This window comes from Hoeflea sp. (assembly GCF_039975035.1).
In the GTDB taxonomy this organism is placed as follows: Bacteria; Pseudomonadota; Alphaproteobacteria; order Rhizobiales; family Rhizobiaceae; genus Hoeflea.
On record NZ_JBDWHW010000067.1, the window covers coordinates 81601 to 101169 of the forward strand.

Below are 19569 nucleotides of genomic sequence, written 5' to 3' on the forward strand. Positions count from 1 at the left end.
TGGTTATGATTGAGACACGAGATATCTGAGGAAAATAAGAGTCCCGCGAGATGAATACGCCAACTCATATGATCATAGGCAGTGCACTTTGGGCAAAACAAGATCGGCCAGGATCGCTGATCGCTGCTTTTGCAGGAGGCCTTGCCCCCGACCTGCCCATGATCGCCATGGTACTCTTTGCGACCAAAGTGACGGGAGTGCCGGAACAGGACGTGTACGGTATCCTTTATTTCTCTGATGGGTGGCAACGAGTCTTCGCCATCGATCACAGCTTCTTGGTTTGGGGACTTGTCTTGGCTGCCGGGTATCTGCTTCGCGTGTTTACACTGACCGCCTTTGCCGGATCGGGACTTGCGCATGCGGCTGTGGATTTTCTGACCCACCATGACGATGCGCGACAGCAATTGTGGCCCTTCACCGACTGGAAATTTGCGAGCCCATTTTCATATTGGGATCCGGCATATTTTGGAAGTATTGTTGCGCCGCTCGAGGCGCTGCTCGTTTTCGTCTTAACAATATCGCTGGTGTTTCGATTGCGTCGCCTGTGGGAAAAGGCGTTGACCCTGGCAATTTCGGCGATATTCCTCGTACCGATCGTTGTGACTGGCGGATTTCATGGCCTGCACGGAATGTGATGAACTGTTCCATACAATAGCCCGCGCCGGACTTCTCCAAAGACCCAACAGAAAATCGGGGACAAGATCAGTCACGATGCTTTGGCCTCAATGCCGGAAATGTCCATACGGGTTTCCGGTAATATTTCTTTAAGAGCGGCAATAGAGTCCGCCAGCGTCAGATAGTCTATAATTGTTGCTAGACCGACTCGCGATACGTTGCCACTCATGATTGTGTTGAGGGTAGCCAGAATCATTGTCGCCGTTGCGTCAGCCTGATCGCCAGTCGTCACGCGCGCATACGCAGTTGGCATTCCATCGTCACACAAACCTTCCACAATCATACGCGTGCGGATTTGCCCAATTCCTGGAAACCGTGACAATTGCCGGGATAGCCATTGAGCATTGCGGGCAATCCAAGGTCCAAGCCCGAGGCTAAGTGCCCAACTCAGCGAACGGGTAACAAGAGGTGGGTCAATAGCCACAAAATACCTCCTACCTGATAAGGCACCCGCTGGTTTTCCCGTCAATATCTCCCGTCCGGCGAAACCGAAACCAAGGGCAAGGCGCCCACTTTCAGAAGCATCAAAGACGAAGAGCCGTTGCAAGGCTCCCGCAGGCGTCTGCACCAGGCTTCCATTGTGGAAAAGCAAATAATTCGTGCCCGCGGTTGCTAGAAACCACTCTGTCGCCGCCGCTCCATAATGCCGGCCCAATCCCATCTCGATTCCGATATCAACGGCGTTAATATGTTCGTTCCGCGCAATAAACTCAGCCATCAAGTCGATCAGGCCCGGCGCCATGCCAACGCAGGTAATCAAAACGCCGCCGACATCGCGGCCTCGAATACCGTCGCGGAGGGCGTTTACATAAGCAGGAGAGGCCGAAGTCTCGAGAAATGTACAGCCATTTGCGACCATTTCGGCCACAAGTTCCGGCGGTGTTGCCTCCGTAAGGTTAACCACCAGCGCTTTGGGAGGGATCATCCTTGCCGCACCTTTGGTTCGGATATCGACAGTACGAAAGCAAAGGCGATCCGGATTCTGACCACCGGAAATTCTATTCGAGCGGGAGATGATAGTAATTGCAGCCTTCGTACGGTCCAAAAGGAGCGAGGTCAGACGGCTGCCAACATCACCCGCTCCCCCAATTAGCCAGATTTCAGGGCCAGCCCTTCTTTGCCCCTTTGGTGTAATTTGTGGCTCATTTGGAATGGGCATCACCTTCTGCTCCCATATGTTCCATCATCTCGGCGATCTGTTTGGGAACATCGTCCTTTGAGAACAGGCGCTGCTCCTCGGAATCGTGAACGAAAGCGATGATGTTGGCCAGTTCCTCGCCGGTAAACACGATCTGCTCACCGAGCTCATTCCGCTGCGCTTCAATCATCGCTGGGGCGCCGAGCCACATTCTGGCAACAAAATCAAAGGGGTTCATCGGCAATTCCATGAATTCGGCATCCAGTGCTGCGGCGTCTTCGCCGCCCACGCCGTTGACCGAGTGGCAGACAACGCAGCCTTTGGAAGCAAACAGTTTGCGCCCGGCAAGTGCGTCCATCCGGGGCAAGAGCAGTCCGCCGGACATCATCGACATGTCCCGTTCAGCTTGCTGTGCATTGGCCGGCGACATGCCTGCCAATACAGTAGCCGTAATCATCAGTAGAGTTGCAGGTTTCATTGGGTTGCCTCCATTTTGGTTTAGTTTGAGTCTGAATAAACGGGATGCATCTAACGTCTCATGGGCTGCAGTAAAGCGGGCACTCGATGGGCGCGACAGTCCCCAGTATCTCCGAAGCGATTACGGGTATCTCGGCCATCTAATCTCCTCAGATACATTTCATTTTGTGAATCGCTCCTTCAGATTTTTGCACTACGTAGTCTGAGCGCATTAAGCACTACCGAAATTGATGAAGCGCTCATTGCAAAGGCCGCAAACATCGGGCTGATCAAAATGCCGAAAAATGGAAACAACAGACCGGCTGCTACAGGGACCCCGGAAGCGTTGTAGACGAGCGCGAAGAAGAGGTTCTGGCGGATATTTCCCATAGTGGCGCGTGCGAGGCGGCGGGCACGCACGATACCATCGAGATTACCCTTGACCAAGGTGATGCCGGCACTCTCTATAGCGACATCAGCGCCTGTGCCCATCGCTATCCCGACATCCGCCTGTGCGAGTGCCGGCGCATCGTTGACGCCGTCGCCAGCCATGGCGACTTTACGACCCTGAGCCTGCAACTCTTTTATGATTCGCGCCTTGTCCTCGGGAAGTACATCGGCGCGTATTTCGTCAATTCCGAGCTGCGCTCCGATTGCTTTCGCGGTCCGCTCGTTGTCGCCGGTCGCCATGATGATGCGAAATCCGAGCATACGCAATGCTTTGAGCGCCTCTCGGGTCGTCTCCTTGACTGGATCGGCGACGCTGACAAGTCCGGCGACTGCATCGTCCAGCACCACAAACATAACTGTTTCACCTGCGTCTCTACGGGCATTGGCCTTTACTGCAAGGTCACCGCCGTCCAACCCCATGTCGGAAATCAGGGCGAGGTTGCCCAGGGCAACAGACCTGCCGTCAACCTTTCCCTTTACACCCTTGCCCGTCACCGCCTCAAAGTCGGTCGCATCGGTCATGTTAACATTTCGTTCCACGGCACCGCGAACGATAGCCTCGGCAAGCGGATGTTCTGAACCCCGTTCGAGCGATGCCGCAAGTCTGAGCACTTCCGCTTCATCGTGGCCGACTTCCGGCAGGACTGCGACCAGCTTCGGCTTACCCTCTGTTAGCGTCCCCGTCTTGTCGACGATGAGCGTGTCCACCTTTTCAAACAGCTCCAGCGCCTCAGCATTCTTGATTAGGACACCCGCCTGAGCGCCGCGCCCCGTCGCAGTCATAATGGACATGGGCGTGGCGAGGCCTAGCGCACAGGGGCATGCAATGATCAGTACTGCCACAGCCGCGATCAGCGCGTAGGACAATGCCGGCGCGGGTCCCCAGATCGCCCAGGCGATAAATGACAGAACAGCAATGCCAATGACCACCGGGACGAAGAAGCCCGCTACTTGGTCTGCATATTTTTGTATTGGCGCGCGCGAACGTTGTGCATTTGAGACCATTTGGACGATCTGGCTGAGCATAGTATCTGAACCGACACGTTTGGCCTCCATGATCATGCTGCCAGTGCCATTGATCGTGGCTCCGGTCAGCATATCGCCGAGTGTTTTTTCCACCGGTACCGGTTCCCCGGAAATCATGCTTTCATCAACCGACGAGCGCCCATCCACAACGACACCGTCCACAGGTACTTTGTCGCCGGGCCTAACGCGCAAGCGGTCTCCAACTTGCACATCTTCAAGTGGTATCTCCTCTTCAGATCCGTCCTTGCGGATCACCCTCGCAGTCTTCGCTGCCATATCCAGAAGAGCACGGATTGCTTTGCCGGTGCCCTCACGCGCACGGAGCTCCATTATCTGACCTAGCAATACGAGTGTGACGATTACTGCCGCCGCCTCGAAATAGACTCCAACATGGCCTTCGCTGTCTCGGAACCCCTCGGGGAAAATGGAAGGGAACAGCACTGCCACGATGCTGAAAAGCCAGGCCGCGAGCACTCCCATGCTGATTAGCGAGAACATATTGAGGTTCATGTGGCGGAAGGAATTCCAACCGCGCACCAGGAAGGGCCAGCCGCACCACAGGACAACTGGCGTCCCGAGCACTAGCTCGATCCACAGTGTCATGCGCTCGCCAAAGATGTCGCGCACGCTGCCGAACCCCAGATAGGGTCCCATCGTAAAAACCAGCAACGGGATCGTCAAAACGGTACCAACCCAGAACCGACGAGTGAAATCCACCAGCTCAGGGTTAGGCCCGTCCTCGGCCATCGCCGCAGTTTCCAATTCCAGTCCCATACCGCAAATCGGGCACGAGCCGGGACGGGTTTGACGTACCTGTGCGTGCATGGGACATGTATAGACCGCGCCAGAATGGTTCGCAGGCACTGTGTCATACTTCCCGTTCATGGCGGCAGGGCGGTGCGTATGCGCGTGCTGGGAATGTTGATCACTGTGCTTATGATGATGGCCGGAAGACCCCGCAACCTCCCCCTCTGGCACAAGGTGCATGCCGCATTTCGGGCAGTCGCCGGGGCCTGCCTGCCTGACTTCAGGATGCATCGGGCAGACGAACCACTTCGGAGAGCCTGCAGGTGAAGAATGGGCGGCGGCAGCAGCGGTGGGATGATGATCTGGCATGGAAGCACCTACATTTTGTGTTGACGGTAAGCGATACCGTTAGCGGACTGCAGTTCCCGGACATATGTTACGATTTTCGCGACATCATCCCGACTGACTTGCGCCTGGGCGGGCATATCGCCATAGGGCCAATGATGCTGACGCACCCCGTTTTGGACCGCAAAGAAAAAAGCGTCGTCGGAATGGTGGCCTGGATTATATATGTCATGAATAAAGGGTGGCCCTTTTTCGGTACCAAGGGCGTTTTGCCCATGACAGGCGGCGCAGGTTTTGTTGAACAGGGCCTCCCCTTCCTGCGCGGCCGCTGACAACGTTGGCTCGACAAATTGACTGGCAATCGATCCAGACATAGGGGCACTTGACGGCGCGAATGTCTTGTATAGCCCGACCACTGCGGCGATACCGAAAAACCCGAGAACCAGGTTTCTCGCCATATTGCTTGATTTCTTCAAGAGTTCTGCTCCGTTATAGATGTGCTAAGTATCGATTGCATCTCGTGCGCCACTAATGTTGCGACCGATACACCGTTTGACGGGTGCGGTATGGTGTCGGTAGTAACCACTTGGGCGGCACCCGCAGCAAGAATGTCTTCATATGCGCTGCCTGCAAATACCGCGTGAATGATGATGCAAACCGGTGGGCGGGTGCCTGTAGCAGCAAGCCGTTCGATGGCGCGCACCATGGTCCGGCCCGAAGAGGCAATATCGTCCAGGATAACCGGTGTACCCTGATGCAGCGTGATACTCCTCGGCACACTGACTTCAACACTCTTGTCGCCCGTTCGAGTCTTGCGCAAGACTTCGTAGGGCCGATCGGCCAGCCTCGCCACCTCAGCCACCCATTGCTGGCTTTCACTATCGGGGCCTAAAAGAACGGCGTCAGGCAGGTTCGCCCTGATCCAGTCTGCGAGCAGTGGAGCTGAGGCCACACGGATCGTTGGCATCGGAAACACTTCGTCGAGCCGAGCGATACGATGTAGATGCGGATCGACTGTCATCAGCCAATCGAAACTTTCGCCGAGAAACTTTGCGAAGAGTTGCGCACTGACTGCTTGACCAACTTGAAATCGGCGATCCTGACGCATGTAACCGAGATAGGGCGCGATTAGCCCGACACGACGTGCGCCAATTTCCCGCGCTGTTGTCGCGGCAAAGCGCAGCGGTAATGCAAACCGGTCAGGGTCGCGGAGGGTGGCGAGCAGCGCAATATCGCTTCCATCCAGATCACCTGGCAGGGTCAAGAGGCTCTCGCCATCGGGGAAACGGTGCCAGTCGAGATGACGTAACTCGCCGCCAAGTTCTGGTGCAAGCGCTTGCGCGAGCGACAACATCTCAGGGAAGGGGATCAGGATCATTTTGCCGCCTCCGAAAGCGTCAGGACATTGGAGTGGCTTTCCGCATAGCCGGCCGAATAAGCAAGTTCGCCGGGTGTCTCGGCATGGATTTCATAGAGCGGTTGCCCCTTGATGACCTGGTCGCCAGTTCGTGCAAGCAACCGAACACCAGCGCTCTTTTGGCGGGGTGCGCCGGCCAGTTTTGCGATCCGGGCAATCAGGCGGTTGTCGATAGCGATAAGTTGCCCCGATACCCCTGCGGTTATTTCGATGCGCTGCGCTGCAGCGTCAGGTTCGCGGAATCCACCTTGCGCGGTACAGATAGCCAAGAACTTAGCTTCTGCGGCCCCGCTATCAAGAAGCGCTTCTGCCTCTCTACGGCCCCGCCCGGCGCGGGCACCGGGTGCTAGATCGAGGAGTTTGCCTGCCAAATCTAGCGCGCGTCCGCGCAAATCCAGCGGCGCTTCCTGCGCGCGCCTGAGTACAGCCAACACGTCCCGTGCTTCGAGCGAAGGGCCGATGCCACGTCCAACCGGGGAGGAGCCGTCACTTTGATGCAGCGTAACATTGAGGCCGATTGCCGCTCCCACCAATTTCAGTCTTACGCCCAGCGCCGCGGCGGCCTCGGTTGAGCGGACCTTGGCTGTTGGACCCACCGGCATGTCGATAAGCACGTGCGTTGCGCCGACTGCCGCCTTTTTGGACAACACACTCGCAACCATTTGTCCGGTGCTATCGAAATCGAGTGGCCGTTCGATGCGAATGAAATGATCATCGGCAGGACTGAGGTTCAACCCGCCCCCCCATACGATGCATCCACCTTCGAGCTCTACTACCTTTCGCAAAGCGTCGGCGTCGAGCGCCACGGGCGCCATTACCTCCATCGTATCTGCGGTTCCGGCAGGTGACGTAATCGCACGGCTCGAGGTTTTTGGAATAAGCTGCCCTGCTGCGGCTATTATGGCAACGACAATGGGCGTCGTCCGATTTCCTGGCAGGCCGCCCACGCAATGCTTATCAAGAACCACTGCTCCGCCCCAGTCAAGCGTTTCGCCTGCAGTCTGCATGGCACGGGTCAAAGCTACTGTCTCGCTCTCACTCAGGCGGTCACCTGCACAAGAGGTGATGAAAGCGGCAAGGTGAAGATCCGAAAGCCGATTGTCGAGTGTGTCTTGGATGATGGCAGAAAAGCTGTTCTGATCAAGACGGCGGCCGTAAGCCTTGGCGCGTATGGACGAGGCAGAAAAAGGCACGTCGGCATGGGAAAAATGCCCGCGGGCACCCAGCTGCGCGCCCAGCGCCTCCCAGCCCGAAGTTGAGAGCGCAGCCTCGTCGACCGCCAACCACCCGCCTCGCGCCACCACATTCAACGTCGCGATTATCCAGCGGTCACTCAGATCAATACGAATACGTGCTTGGGCTGAGAAGCCCTCCGCACGGCAAATATGGCAATCCTCGTTCATGTAAACGACTGCCTGACGATACGTATCAATACCCGATGGGATGAGTGACAGGGTGTTGGTCATCGGGGTCGATCCAGATTGACGGTTTCTAGGTGTTCCGGGGCACGCACTTTCCAGCTCAGTTCGTCTTGAACGCGCGATCGCAAGGTATCCGACGCGGATGGTTCCCCGTGCGTCAGATAGGTCATTTGAGGCGGACGGTCAGCGTGGCGCATCCAGTCAAGTATTTCACCTACATCAGCGTGGCCTGAGAACGCAGTCAACTGAACCACTTCAGCTTCAATTGCGAATTCACGCCCAAACATTTTAAGCGTCTTGGCACCCTCGGCTAGCGCAGCGCCACGCGTACCGCCCGCTTGAAAGCCTGAGAGCAAGATTGCGTTGCGCCGGTCGCCGCCGAAGCTTGCGATATGATGCAAAATGCGCCCTCCAGTCAGCATTCCGCTGGCAGAAACGATGATCATTGGTCCCTGGCGGGTGTTCAGTTCCTTTGATTGCTCGACCGAGTTAACTCGCTCGGCGATATCGAACATCGCCTTGCAATCTTCCCATGTGACATGATGCTCTTCGTGGTGACGGTGGTAGATGGCAGTGGCGTTAACCGACATCGGACTATTCAGGAAGACCGGAACGTGGGGGATTTCACCGCGTTTCATCAGCCGGGCTACATGATAGAGAATTCCCTGAGCGCGTCCGACAGCGAAAGCGGGAATCAGCACCGTACCCCCGCGGGCAAAAGTGCGCTTTAGAAATGGGGCGAGTTCGGCTTCCGCGTCGATTTTCGCGTGAGCCCGGTTGCCATAAGTTGACTCGCAAACCAGTACATCTGCACCGTGAAAAGGCTCGGGGGGGGCCATCATCGGATCGGCTTGGCGACCAAGGTCGCCACTGAAGTGCACAATTCTGTCGCCAAGTTCCAACCGGATCTGTGCGGCACCAAGCAGATGGCCAGCAGGGATAAAAGTGGCAGTGATGCCGTCACCAAGATCGATCCGCCGTCCGAAAGGGTGCGGGGTCAGTCTTTTGAGTGCGGCTTTAGCATCGTTCAGCGTATAAAGAGGGGTCGGGTTTTTATGTTTGGCGTATCCTTTGCGTTTCGCGTAGCGCGCCTCTTCTTCCTGGATATGTCCGCTGTCAGGCAGGATCAGACCGCACAGGTCTTCGGTAGCCTGAGTACAATGAACCTTTCCGGAAAAGCCAGCACGAACAAGTGCTGGAAGATAGCCGGAATGATCCAGATGAGCATGAGTGAGAAGAACGGTGTCGATCGACGCGGGACGTACCGGAAACGGTTTGCGATTGCGATCTCGAAGAGACTTGAAGCCTTGAAACAATCCGCAATCGACAAGAATGCGGCGCTTCCCCGCTTCGACCAGATACCGCGAGCCAGTGACGGTCCCTGCAGCACCGAGGAAACGAAGCGATTTCTTATAGTTTGCTGACATCATCTTGGTCCTCTTCGATGCAACGCTACCCAATGATAACCGTGCCGGATGACGCCAATCGATAGGGCGGGACAACCAGGTTTTTTGGCGCTGGACCCTTTCGAATGCGTCCGGATGTATCATAATGAGACCCGTGACAGGGACAAAACCAACCACCCCACTGACCTTGCGGATCACCCTTCCGTTGCCCTAAAGGCACACACCCCAAATGCGTGCAAATACCAACAACGATTAACCATTCAGCGTCTTGGACCCTTTCGCTGTCCGTTTGCGGGTCGCGCAATTCGGCTGAATCATCTGCAACGGCGGAAGCAATCTGGGAAGGTGTACGTCGGTCGATAAAAATTGGTTGGCCGCGCCATTTGACAGTTACGCGCTGTCCCACCTCGATAGACCCTAGCGATACTTCAATGCTAGCTTGCCCCAGGACGTCGGCCGATGGGTTTAGGCTATCGATAAATGGCCAGATCGCCGCAACTACACCAACTACACCCGCAGTTCCGGTCGCCACATAGAGAAAATCACGTCTGCTCGATTTTGCTTTGTTGTCCCAAATTGTGGACATACCCGTTTTCCTCTTTCTTTAACTATACGCACTGTTAAAAATGCGAATGATCAAGCAATTTTGCAAATTCTGTTAGAGTTATTATGTAGTCTTTGACTATAATTATCTCAATATTAAATTGGTGAAATATTTAGATAGCTATTGCATGCCGTATTTGTAATATGGAATCTTCATGATTCATCGCGAAGAATCGTCGAAAAAAAGGCAATAGTATTCTAATTACTGTAAAATCTAATCGACAAGGCCATAATGATTGTCTGTCCATTTTGGATAGGTGCTGGCCAAAGGTCGAGTTTAGCCGCTCATAATTTGGTTCCCGTCATCACCCATTGTTTCGTTTGAATCATCGCTCCTCAAACCTAATTGGCCTTCTGCTGACGATCCGTTGATGTCTGCTACTGCGCACCTTGGCTGTGATCGGCCTGTGCTGTTGCAATGTCCGTCCAATTTTTCCTTGGAACCGTGTTCGGTTTAGTTCGCAGGTTTCAGATCCATGATGACCTCCTTTGCTGTGGGTTTCACGCTTTAGACGTTGCTGGTGGCAAACCATTACAGATTGACCGCAATCGTTCGTTGGCCCGCTCTCAGAGCGGTAACAAGGGGAATGCTGCCGACCTCTGAAAGCGGCTAGGCCTGCGACAGGCGGTTTGCGCGGGGACGGAGCAAACCAGACGTTCGTGATGACGCAAACCAGTCAGGGGCTATTTCAAACGGTTCATTCAATGATGCAAACCCAAAGAACCGTTTCCCATACCGGCAAAAGCGCAGTATGGCGGCCAGGAATTGACTGGCAATGATTGGACCCAGTCTTGGTCGGAACTGACCGCCGCAATACCGACCTCACCAGTCTGCACAATCCCAAGAGCTTGTGCGTACGGGACGCCATCTTTCAAACGAAAGTCGAATTCCGCCGAAAGCACAAACATCGGCACTGCGGTGCCAGAGCGAACATGCCCGTGACAAAAAGGCAATATTGTTCAGACAAGCTTTCGACAGGAGACGCCTTTTCTGTCTCTTCATGCAAACAATTCAGGCAGGATCGTTCTTGTGATCCAGGTCAATTGGGCACTCCTTAGAAAAACACCGCCGACGTCTTCAGGACCGGGTTGTAGCTCCCACCCATCTTCGATTGTAGTTGGCGCCGGCACACGGCCCGTTCTCAGATCCCATAATAAGCCCAGGTAGGTGCAAGCCCCAACTGCAGGTGCACATTTTGCACTCCCTGCACATTCTCGATGGCAACACGGATCGCGTTTTCTTCTGCCCGACTGTCTACCAAGCCACTCACGGATACTTTTCCGTTTTCAACCGAATAGTTAATGAGATTGGACCACGCGACTGGCACTTCCTTCAGCGCAGCGTCAATTCTGATACGCAATTCACGATCATCGTCTGACGGCTCAGGAAGTCCGCGTTGGTCAGCCCTGGACAGGGCGTGGAGCAGGTTTGCGCGGCTCACTATTCCGACCAGCAGGCCTCCACGCAACACCGGGACGCGCTTGATTCGATGTGTCTCAAGGAGTTTCGCAATTTCACTGACTGGCGTTTCTTCATCTACCGATAAGACTTTTCGCGTCATGACGTCCGCGACGTGTTGACTACGCAGTTTGACGAATTCCTCGACGTTTTCAGACGCTCGAGCGAAAATCTCGAGCCACCACGATCGGCGTACGTCGCCCGTATTGCGGACCCTTCGCATCAGATCCCCCTCGCTAATGAGGCCGATCACCTCCCCCTCAGCATCCAGCACAGGTAAGGCGCTGACGTGATGAGCGAGCATCAGACGCACTGCCTCCTCAACAGTTTCATTGGATGAGAGCGAGATCACCGTCGTTGTCATGATGTCTTTTGCGAGCATGTGGAATTTCCTTTTCAAGTTCGCGGCGGCGGTATTCCCCACCGTTATCAGCGCGGGCGGGGACAGGGCACACTGCATCCGAGCCGGACTTCGTTACTTTTTGGGGCGCTCCGCGACGATTGCGGTCCAAAATGCCTCTTGTAGCTTTAAGGACAAGCCGTCATGCGCCCGAAGCATCCTTGAAGGCGCCTTCTAGCGGGAGAGTTTTGAGCGCACATCAGACAGGCTCCTCCTGCCGGTTCAGAAGGTCCGGTTTTCGACCAATCAGTAGTGTCAACGCGAAATCGACCGCAACGTCTTGGCGCAAACCAGCCAGCAAATAGGCACCGTCCCCCACATCGATCCCAAGCGATCCGGCAGCGGCGTCCAAGGTCTGGCCGCGTTCCTCGACGCTTTGAAACATTGCCCGTGCCAGGGGTGCATCGTCATAATTCGTGCATTTCGCACATCGGCACGCCATCTGGCTTACAAGCGCAGATAGTTCCGCATCGGTCGCACGCAAACTGCCTCGTTGCCGAATCCGAGCCTCTGTCTTCTGTCCCATCGAATACTCCTGCGTTGTCACCCAAAGGGCAGGTTCACATAGGGAGACGTCGCAGAGCGACTATTCTTACACGGTTGGGCGGATATGGTCGGACGGCTTGATTTCTGTAACGCAACTCGAGCCGTGTTCTTCGTTCTCGCAGCCTTCTGGCGCGCAATAACAGTCGTTGCGGGAAGTTTCGCAACACGTGCCGCAATGTACGAAGAGTGCTTCGCGTAGCGCCATACGGGCCCGGTGCAAGCGCACGCCCAGCGCGTTACGGCTAATCTTCAAATCTGCAGCGACAGCAATGCGATCATCCTCACCAAAGTCGACCCGCTGGATCAATTGGGCATCGGTGGGGCGGAGATCCGAGATCAATCCACCCGGGCAAGTGCAAAGTTTGCCCAATTGTTCGGGGGCCTCTTGTATCCACGCCGCGGGCTCGCGGGCGACAGCATCGGTCAAGCGGTTCAGCCGTTTCGACCTCCGGTAGTGATCGTTCAGGGTCGAGCGCAAAATGGCATAGAGCCAAGCATCCATACGGTCTGCTTCGCGCAGTTGATCTTTGCGAGCGAGCACCCGAATGGAAAACTCTTGCAACACGTCCTCCGCATCGGCCCGATTGCCGAGACGTTTCATCAAAAAACCGAAGAATGCACTACGCCCTTCCAGCAAAGAATGCTCAGGTCCTGCATCCAGGTTCAATGTCTTAGCTTTTTCCTTTTTGACCATTACAATTCCGTCTTTCGCATTTTGAGGCTTGTTACGAGTCCGATTTACACCGCGAAATAGATTGCACATGACGGTTACACACAATGACCCAAGTCAAACGCAACAGGCACCTTGCAGAACTTCGATGCTTTGATGGAGCTCTCCTTCTCCCGTTCACGGGATCATAAATGGAAATTTCCAGCCACAATTAGTCGGATTCGGCAGGGCTACGTCATCTATTGGTAGACAGGTTGAACGGTAGGATAGGCGGACTGGCACAGCCCACTATTATGGACCCGTGTTCGACTAATGCTGTTTCTACGTCAGGAAGACGAAGGGGCGACAACTTCATAACCCGCATCGCGGATCGCCACCGAGATCGCACGGTCGGTTAGAAAGCTTTCTACCGAAACAGTGTGCGAAGCCACCTCGCACAAAACGCTTGCTGTTGGGTCAATTGCCTTGATCGCATTTTCGATTGCTGCAGTGCAGTGTCCACAACTCATGCTTGGGATAAAATAGCTCGTCATGTCTTTCTCCTTCATTCAACCCTTCACATGAGTGCTTCCAGTACGGGAAGGTCAAGGGCCAAACAAAAACAATCTGACAGGCTTGACCTTCCAGCGAGTGGAAGCTCTAGCTATGTTGCGAGCTATAAGGAGATCTTCATGCCCGCCACACAAAAGCTGCGGCTTTCTGTCCAGAACATGTCATGCGCATCCTGCGTCGGGCGAGTCGAACGCACGCTATTGGCTATCCCCGGTGTTGAAGAGGTTAATGTGAACCTGGCGGCCGAGACTGCACTGATCCGGCTTGGTTCTTCCGCGGTCATCCCAGATGTTGTCGAGGCGCTGGAACGAGCTGGTTATCCCGCCCGGACCCGGAGCATCCGCCTGAATGTGTCGTCCATGTCCTGCGCGTCGTGCGTGGGACGTGTGGACCAAGCACTTGCGGCAGTGTCTGGTGTGCTCAACGTAAACGTCAATCTCGCGACGGAGACCGCGAAAGTGACCGTTGCAGAGGGTGTGGTCGAATTGTCAGACTTGCTGAAGGCGGCCGCAGATGCAGGCTACCCTGCCCAGAGCGCAGACGACTCGGTGATCGAGGACCGCAGCACCCGAAAGGAAAGCGAGGCGCGGGAGTTTGCCAAAAGGACAGCGTTCGCTGCGGTAATCGCGCTTCCCGTCTTCTTGCTGGAAATGGGTGCGCATATTGTGCCGGGCATGCACGAACTTATCGGGCGAACGATCGGGCATCAAACCAGCTGGATGATCCAATTCGTTCTGACTACTATCGTACTTGCATGGCCTGGCCGCCATTTCTACACAGCAGGTTTTCCAGCCCTCCTGAAGGGCGCACCAGACATGAACAGCCTCGTCGCAATGGGAACTGGGGCAGCCTATCTCTATTCCATCGTCGCACTCTTTGCCCCCTCTTTGCTGCCCGATGGCACGCGGGCCGTCTATTTTGAGGCGGCAGCGGTGATAGTGGTGCTGATCCTACTGGGACGATGGATGGAGGCGCGCGCCAAGGGCCGAACCGGTGCTGCCATCCAGAAGCTAATGGGGTTGCAGGCACGGACAGCGCGGGCTCTTGTGGACGGCGAACCGCAGGACGTGCCCATCGAGAGGATTCGAACCGGTGACATTCTTGTGGTGCGCCCCGGTGAACGCATCGCAGTGGACGGCGAGGTGACCCAAGGCAGTGCCCATGTGGATGAAAGCATGATCACCGGGGAGCCGGTTCCTGCAAGCAAAGTACCCGGCGATCCCGTCACTGGTGGAACAGTCAACGGTGCCGGCAGCTTTCAGTTCCGCGCCACACGCGTTGGTGCCGACACGACGCTGGCGCAGATCATTCGAATGGTCGAGGAGGCCCAGGGGGCCAAACTGCCGATTCAGGGCATGGTGGATCGGATCACACTTTGGTTCGTACCTGCGGTGATGGCGCTCGCAGCGTTCACGGTGCTGGTCTGGATGGTCGTCGGGCCGTCGCCCGCACTTTCCTACGCACTGGTGGCAGGCGTGTCTGTGCTGATCATCGCCTGTCCCTGCGCGATGGGCCTGGCCACGCCCACCTCGATCATGGTTGGAACCGGCCGCGCGGCGGAAATGGGAGTGCTGTTCCGCAAGGGCGATGCATTGCAACAATTGACCGGCGTGGACGTGGTCGCGCTCGACAAGACCGGCACGGTGACCGAGGGCCGCCCGGAATTGACCGACCTCGTGTTGGCCGATGGCTTCGAACACGGAGAGGTGTTGGCGTTGGTCGCGGCGGTCGAGGCACGCTCGGAACATCCTATCGCTGAAGCGATCGTACGCGCTGGGCGTGCCGAAGGGTCTGTTTCGCAGGACGTCCAAGGCTTCGAGTCCATCACGGGCTATGGTGTGCGGGCACGTGTTGCCGGTCGGGAGATTCTGGTCGGTGCGGATCGGCTGATGACCCGGGAGGGGCTTTCCGTTCGCGCACTCGCGGATGCCGAAACGCGCCTTGCCGTTAGTGGGCGAACGGCACTGTACGTCGCGGTGGACGGGCTGGTCGCCGCCGTGATCGGAGTTGCGGACCCTGTTAAACCGGCCAGCCGTGCAGCAGTCGCCGCCCTCCACAATCTGGGCCTGAAAGTCGCCATGATAACCGGTGACAAGCGCGAGACAGCAGAAGTCATTGCCCGCGAGACTGGCATCGATCACGTAATCGCCGGGGTGTTGCCCGACGGCAAGGTGGAAGCGTTGGACGAGCTACGCGGCGCCAAGATGCGGATTGCCTTTGTCGGGGACGGTATCAACGATGCGCCGGCATTGGCCCATGCGGACGTGGGCATCGCCATCGGTACAGGTACAGACGTTGCGATCGAGTCAGCCGACGTCGTCCTGATGTCAGGTGACCTGCGTGGCGTGGTCAATGCCTTTGAGATTTCCGACCGCACCATGCGCAACATCCGTCAAAATCTGTTTTGGGCTTTTGGATACAATGTTGCCCTCATTCCCTTAGCAGCAGGGGCGCTGTTTCCCGTCTTTGGCTTGATGCTGTCGCCGGTGTTGGCTGCCGGGGCGATGGCTCTCAGCTCGACCTTCGTGCTGACGAACGCTCTGCGTTTGCGTTGGGTCAGGCCGGCAATGGATGAATCCAATTTAATAGATTCAGGTGTTGAGAGGGTTGTCCCCACCACCCCCGTCGCCGCTGAATACGGAGGAAAGGTGCAATGAATATCGGAGATGTCGCTATCCTGTCGGGGCTGCCTGCCAAGACGATTCGCTATTACGAGGATATAGGCCTCGTGAAGCCCTTGCGCAGTTCGAACGGCTATCGCACCTTCTGCGAAGGAGATGCACACAGGTTAGCCTTTCTGGGCCGCGCGCGTGCTCTTGGCTTCAGCATAGAAGACTGCCGTAGTTTGCTTGCACTTTATGGAGATGACAAACGCGCCAGCGCCGAGGTCAAGGAGATCGCCGAGCAGCATCTCAAACGGATCGACAACAAGATCGCTGAACTGACGGAGATGCGGGTGACGCTTTCGCTTCTTGTTGATGCCTGCACGGGTGATCATCGTCCGGATTGTCCAATACTAGCCGACCTGGCTATGAAACAAAGCGACGAGGAACAACCAAACCAATAAGCTTAAAAGGGGTCAGCAAAGTTGGCTTGGGTAGTCGTGTTTGCAGTACTGCTATTCGGATTGAGCGGGCTCGTCCATGTTCGCGCTATGAGCCTCGTGATGGCGGTCACCAAACAGATCTCTCTTTCGCGGTCTGGCAATCTTCTATTTGCCCTATATTCTCTGGCGACTGCCCACATACTTGAAGCAGGACTCTACGCTGTTGGGTTCAACTTGGGCGAGATCATGGGCATCGGTGGTTTTGCTCAAGGGAATGTCAGTTCTTTTATGGATGTCTTCTATTTCTCCGTTGTCAATTACTCGTCATTGGGGCTTGGAGATATTTATCCCACGGGTCATTTGCGTTTTCTTGCAGGCATTGAAGCACTGAACGGCTTCCTGCTGATTAGTTGCTCGGCTTCCACCATCTTTCACGTCGTCACGAGAGATGCAGATTAAGAAGGCAACGCTTGTTGGCTTGTTTTTTTTGGAACCTTCCAGCGCTGGAAGGTCGTTTATTCACTACCTTTTTGACAACCTAGTTGAAGGAGTGAGCTATGTCATATTGGAGATTCGCCGCGATGATCGCGACCTCGACGGTCGTGATGTTCGGATTAATGTACCTCAACACCTACCTTGTTTCCCACATTTTCTGGTCAGAGACCCGCGCCTACATGGCGCTTTTGATGGGCGCGGCAATGGCGATTATCATGCTGGGTTTCATGCTGTCGATGTACTCCAGAAAAGTGATCAATGCCGCAATCTTCGGTGCTGCGGTCATCGCGTTCTCTGCCTCTCTATGGCTGGTTCGTAGCCAGGTGACGGTTGGCGATACCAGCTATATGCGCGCAATGATCCCTCACCACTCGATCGCGATCATGACTTCGAGCCGCGCAAACATCTCTGATTCACGTGTTCGCAAGCTCGCTGACGAGATTATTTATGCGCAGGACAAAGAAATCGCGGAGATGCGCTATCTGATCAACAGTATAGAGACATCTGGCGATGTTCCTGAACAGGAGCAGCAGTCACGCGCTCAACTTGTCAGCCTTGAACGGGCGCTTTCAACAGCAGATGTCGCGGTGATCGATCCCGGTTTCCTGTTCGATACCGAGATTGCGGCATTGTTCCCGAACGGACCAGCTTGCACATTCAATTACACTACCGGAAGCCCGCCTGCGTTTGCCATAGGGGAAGTAGATGGACAAACCGTCGGCCTGGTTAAGCTCAGCGGTGATCTGGTCAGCATAGACGCAGCTTCACCCACTGAGTTCAGTATGGAAGGTATGGCGATTCGCATCGACGCCGCTGGAGACAACCCGGCCCCACTCGGCTCTATTGGAGCGGAGCCTGCCGAAGCTGACATGTCTCTGGAACTCGAAACCGGTCTGACCGCAGGCTACCGTGGCTTCTACAGTTGCGATAAATAATCGACATCGAAGGAGGCGTGAGATATGGCCTACACTACAGCGGAGACGGCAGTTCTTTACCGCATGGTAATGCCCGGGCATATCTGCCCCTACGGTCTCAAATCGAAGGACCTGTTGGAGCGAAAAGGATATAGAGTAGCGGACCATCATCTGACCACCCGCGACGAAACCGATGCCTTCTTGAATAAGGAAGGCGTCGGGACGACCCCCCAGACATGGATCGGGAATCAGCGGATTGGCGGATACGACGACCTGCGTGAATACTTCGGGAAGGGGCGGACAGACCAAGACGAGACCAGTTACCGACCTGTTATCGCAATCTTTTCGGTGGCCTTCCTGATGGCGCTTGGTCTGAGTTGGGCCATGTTCGGTTCGATACTGACATTGCGTGCACTGGAATGGTTCCTCGCGATCTCGATGTGCCTCCTAGCAATCCAGAAACTGCAGGATGTCGAAAGCTTCTCAACGATGTTCCTCAACTACGACCTGCTCGCTCGTCGCTGGGTCCGGTACGGGTACATCTATCCATTCGTAGAAGCAGTTGCCGGAATTCTGATGCTAGCCGGTACCCTAATCTGGCTGTCAGCTCCTGCGGCGTTGTTTATCGGAACAGTTGGCGCAGTATCTGTCATCAAAGCGGTCTATTTCGACCGGCGTGAACTCAAATGTGCCTGTGTAGGAGGGAGCAGCAATGTGCCGCTAGGCTTCGTATCGCTGACCGAAAATCTTATGATGATGTTGATGGGAGTCTGGATGCCGTTCAAGACATTTTTGCTTGGCTGGCAGTAACTGTGTAGTCAACCTGCACAATCTGGCTGTGAAAGTCGCCATGATAACCGGGGACAAGCGTGAGACCGCGTAATCGCTGGGGGTGTTGCCCGACGGCAAGGTGGAAACGTTATACGAGCTAGGCGGCGCCAAGATGCGGGTTGCCTTTGTCGGGGACGGTATCAACGATGCACCGGTATTGTCCCATGCGGACGTGGGCTTCGTCATCGGTACAAGTACAGACGTTGCGATCGAACCAGCCGACGTCGTCCTGATGTCAGGTGACCTGTGTGGCGTGGTAAATGCCTTTGAGATTTCCGACCGCAGCATGCGCAACATCCGTCAAAATCTTTTTTGGACTTCAGCAATATCAATGTGAAAGAAGCCGATGGGGTAGCGCTTAAACTTCTGGCGCTTCGGCTTGTCCCCCTCGATTTCAGGCAGGCGAGACATGCCATGCCGCTGCAGGCAGCCCCTCTCGGCGGCGCTACAGTTGCCTGCCGGGCCATGGATGCAGCGCCGATCGCGTCAGATGCGGGATCGACGACTACAGGGCGTAAAAACAATCGTCCAGCGGTAACAGCGTTTGGCGACGGAACGCCACGATTGCCGCTTCTTCGGCTTCGGTCAGGACCGTTGAGCGAGGTTCTTTCGGGCCAGTCTTCATATCCTCAATCGTCGTCCGCTTCCGCCATTTCGCAACGGTCATGGGGTTAATCCCCAGCTCCCGGCTCAGCTGAGCGCGCGAAGTTTGCGATCGCTGTATTGCAGCTCTGACGGCGTGCGTGGTCATGGCGCTCCCGTGACGAACTTGTCACATAACGCTTCCTTCCATTCCTTCGAAAGGATCGCACCATCAAACCATGGGATCAAAGTAAGCGTCCGGCCTCGCTGCTCTGACGCGTCATAGAGTGTGTTGATAGTGTCCACCATTGCTAGTGGACATCTTGAGGGCAGATATGGCGGGTAAGAAGGGTCAGAAGAAGCGGTTCTGGTCGGACGAGGAAAAGGTGT

Annotated in this window: 18 protein-coding genes and 2 pseudogenes; 7 read left to right on the plus strand and 13 right to left on the minus strand. The window is 55.7% G+C overall.

Going from position 1 to position 19569, the window contains the following annotated elements; genetic code table 11:
* Positions 1 to 50: 50 nt before the first annotated feature.
* Positions 51 to 635 (plus strand): hypothetical protein, encoded by a 585-nt coding sequence (locus ABJN75_RS05520; protein ID WP_348437594.1) that lies wholly within the window; start codon positions 51 to 53, stop codon positions 633 to 635.
* 71 nt (positions 636 to 706) lie between these two features.
* On the opposite strand, the gene ABJN75_RS05525 is transcribed toward ABJN75_RS05520, so the two are convergent.
* From ABJN75_RS05525 to ABJN75_RS05580, 12 genes are all read right to left on the minus strand, one after another.
* Positions 707 to 1834 (minus strand): hypothetical protein, encoded by a 1128-nt coding sequence (locus tag ABJN75_RS05525; protein ID WP_348437595.1) that lies wholly within the window; start codon positions 1832 to 1834, stop codon positions 707 to 709.
* A complete protein-coding gene (locus ABJN75_RS05530; protein ID WP_348437597.1) occupies positions 1818 to 2291 on the minus strand; it encodes a c-type cytochrome in 474 nt (157 codons plus the stop codon). Before ABJN75_RS05530 ends, ABJN75_RS05525 begins: the two co-directional genes overlap by 17 nt.
* 179 nt (positions 2292 to 2470) lie before the next feature.
* On the minus strand, positions 2471 to 4861 hold the full coding sequence (locus ABJN75_RS05535; RefSeq protein WP_348437599.1) for a copper-translocating P-type ATPase: 2391 nt from the start codon (positions 4859 to 4861) through the stop codon (positions 2471 to 2473).
* Between the two features lie 8 nt (positions 4862 to 4869).
* Positions 4870 to 5313 (minus strand): c-type cytochrome, encoded by a 444-nt coding sequence (locus ABJN75_RS05540; RefSeq protein WP_244447006.1) that lies wholly within the window; start codon positions 5311 to 5313, stop codon positions 4870 to 4872.
* Positions 5310 to 6215 (minus strand): ribose-phosphate diphosphokinase, encoded by a 906-nt coding sequence (locus ABJN75_RS05545; RefSeq protein ID WP_348437601.1) that lies wholly within the window; start codon positions 6213 to 6215, stop codon positions 5310 to 5312. Before ABJN75_RS05545 ends, ABJN75_RS05540 begins: the two co-directional genes overlap by 4 nt.
* A complete protein-coding gene (locus ABJN75_RS05550) occupies positions 6212 to 7720 on the minus strand; it encodes a thymidine phosphorylase family protein (protein WP_152007366.1) in 1509 nt (502 codons plus the stop codon). The genes ABJN75_RS05545 and ABJN75_RS05550 overlap by 4 nt, the downstream gene beginning before the upstream one ends.
* On the minus strand, positions 7717 to 9225 hold the full coding sequence (locus ABJN75_RS05555) for an MBL fold metallo-hydrolase (RefSeq protein WP_348437603.1): 1509 nt from the start codon (positions 9223 to 9225) through the stop codon (positions 7717 to 7719). Before ABJN75_RS05555 ends, ABJN75_RS05550 begins: the two co-directional genes overlap by 4 nt.
* Positions 9128 to 9667: a ubiquinol-cytochrome c reductase iron-sulfur subunit gene (gene petA, locus ABJN75_RS05560; protein ID WP_348437605.1), complete on the minus strand. Its 540-nt coding sequence runs from the start codon at positions 9665 to 9667 to the stop codon at positions 9128 to 9130. Before petA ends, ABJN75_RS05555 begins: the two co-directional genes overlap by 98 nt.
* Positions 9668 to 10826: 1159 nt before the next feature.
* Complete coding sequence (locus ABJN75_RS05565; protein ID WP_035521355.1) at positions 10827 to 11525, minus strand: CBS domain-containing protein; 699 nt, start codon at positions 11523 to 11525, stop codon at positions 10827 to 10829.
* A gap of 217 nt (positions 11526 to 11742) precedes the next feature.
* On the minus strand, positions 11743 to 12069 hold the full coding sequence (locus ABJN75_RS05570) for a hypothetical protein (RefSeq protein WP_348437607.1): 327 nt from the start codon (positions 12067 to 12069) through the stop codon (positions 11743 to 11745).
* 66 nt (positions 12070 to 12135) lie between these two features.
* On the minus strand, positions 12136 to 12783 hold the full coding sequence (locus tag ABJN75_RS05575) for an RNA polymerase sigma factor (RefSeq protein WP_348437609.1): 648 nt from the start codon (positions 12781 to 12783) through the stop codon (positions 12136 to 12138).
* Between the two features lie 302 nt (positions 12784 to 13085).
* Positions 13086 to 13292, minus strand: coding sequence for a heavy-metal-associated domain-containing protein (locus ABJN75_RS05580; protein ID WP_348437611.1), 207 nt, complete (start codon positions 13290 to 13292; stop codon positions 13086 to 13088).
* Positions 13293 to 13430: 138 nt separating this feature from the next.
* Here ABJN75_RS05580 and ABJN75_RS05585 point away from each other — a divergent pair, with 138 nt between their 5' ends.
* The 6 genes and pseudogenes from ABJN75_RS05585 to ABJN75_RS05610 all read left to right on the plus strand — a co-directional run.
* On the plus strand, positions 13431 to 15968 hold the full coding sequence (locus ABJN75_RS05585) for a heavy metal translocating P-type ATPase (RefSeq protein WP_348437613.1): 2538 nt from the start codon (positions 13431 to 13433) through the stop codon (positions 15966 to 15968).
* Complete coding sequence (gene cueR, locus ABJN75_RS05590; protein ID WP_348437615.1) at positions 15965 to 16378, plus strand: Cu(I)-responsive transcriptional regulator; 414 nt, start codon at positions 15965 to 15967, stop codon at positions 16376 to 16378. Before ABJN75_RS05585 ends, cueR begins: the two co-directional genes overlap by 4 nt.
* Before the next feature lie 99 nt (positions 16379 to 16477).
* Positions 16478 to 16816 (plus strand): potassium channel family protein, encoded by a 339-nt coding sequence (locus tag ABJN75_RS05595; protein ID WP_244447008.1) that lies wholly within the window; start codon positions 16478 to 16480, stop codon positions 16814 to 16816.
* 122 nt (positions 16817 to 16938) lie between these two features.
* Positions 16939 to 17787, plus strand: coding sequence for a DUF6692 family protein (locus ABJN75_RS05600; RefSeq protein ID WP_244615093.1), 849 nt, complete (start codon positions 16939 to 16941; stop codon positions 17785 to 17787).
* 24 nt (positions 17788 to 17811) lie between these two features.
* The gene (locus ABJN75_RS05605) at positions 17812 to 18576 is read left to right on the plus strand and encodes a glutaredoxin family protein (protein ID WP_348437618.1); all 765 of its coding nucleotides are present in this window, start codon (positions 17812 to 17814) and stop codon (positions 18574 to 18576) included.
* Between the two features lie 13 nt (positions 18577 to 18589).
* A pseudogene (locus ABJN75_RS05610) lies at positions 18590 to 18913 on the plus strand (HAD-IC family P-type ATPase); the annotation flags it as partial.
* Here ABJN75_RS05610 and ABJN75_RS05615 read toward each other — a convergent pair.
* Positions 18910 to 19348, minus strand: a pseudogene (locus tag ABJN75_RS05615) (IS481 family transposase); the annotation flags it as partial. The pseudogenes ABJN75_RS05610 and ABJN75_RS05615 overlap by 4 nt on opposite strands.
* Between the last annotated feature and the right edge of the window lie 221 nt (positions 19349 to 19569).

Coding starts and splice junctions, on each gene's coding strand:
- ABJN75_RS05520 (WP_348437594.1), top strand. CDS start 51: ATGAATACGCCAACTCATATGATCATAGGCAGTGCACTTTGGGCAAAA.
- ABJN75_RS05525 (WP_348437595.1), bottom strand. CDS start 1,834: ATGCCCATTCCAAATGAGCCACAAATTACACCAAAGGGGCAAAGAAGG.
- ABJN75_RS05530 (WP_348437597.1), bottom strand. CDS start 2,291: ATGAAACCTGCAACTCTACTGATGATTACGGCTACTGTATTGGCAGGC.
- ABJN75_RS05535 (WP_348437599.1), bottom strand. CDS start 4,861: ATGCCAGATCATCATCCCACCGCTGCTGCCGCCGCCCATTCTTCACCT.
- ABJN75_RS05545 (WP_348437601.1), bottom strand. CDS start 6,215: ATGATCCTGATCCCCTTCCCTGAGATGTTGTCGCTCGCGCAAGCGCTT.
- ABJN75_RS05550 (WP_152007366.1), bottom strand. CDS start 7,720: ATGACCAACACCCTGTCACTCATCCCATCGGGTATTGATACGTATCGT.
- ABJN75_RS05555 (WP_348437603.1), bottom strand. CDS start 9,225: ATGATACATCCGGACGCATTCGAAAGGGTCCAGCGCCAAAAAACCTGG.
- petA (WP_348437605.1), bottom strand. CDS start 9,667: ATGTCCACAATTTGGGACAACAAAGCAAAATCGAGCAGACGTGATTTT.
- ABJN75_RS05565 (WP_035521355.1), bottom strand. CDS start 11,525: ATGCTCGCAAAAGACATCATGACAACGACGGTGATCTCGCTCTCATCC.
- ABJN75_RS05570 (WP_348437607.1), bottom strand. CDS start 12,069: ATGGGACAGAAGACAGAGGCTCGGATTCGGCAACGAGGCAGTTTGCGT.
- ABJN75_RS05575 (WP_348437609.1), bottom strand. CDS start 12,783: ATGGTCAAAAAGGAAAAAGCTAAGACATTGAACCTGGATGCAGGACCT.
- ABJN75_RS05580 (WP_348437611.1), bottom strand. CDS start 13,292: ATGACGAGCTATTTTATCCCAAGCATGAGTTGTGGACACTGCACTGCA.
- ABJN75_RS05585 (WP_348437613.1), top strand. CDS start 13,431: ATGCCCGCCACACAAAAGCTGCGGCTTTCTGTCCAGAACATGTCATGC.
- cueR (WP_348437615.1), top strand. CDS start 15,965: ATGAATATCGGAGATGTCGCTATCCTGTCGGGGCTGCCTGCCAAGACG.
- ABJN75_RS05595 (WP_244447008.1), top strand. CDS start 16,478: ATGGCGGTCACCAAACAGATCTCTCTTTCGCGGTCTGGCAATCTTCTA.
- ABJN75_RS05600 (WP_244615093.1), top strand. CDS start 16,939: ATGATCGCGACCTCGACGGTCGTGATGTTCGGATTAATGTACCTCAAC.
- ABJN75_RS05605 (WP_348437618.1), top strand. CDS start 17,812: ATGGCCTACACTACAGCGGAGACGGCAGTTCTTTACCGCATGGTAATG.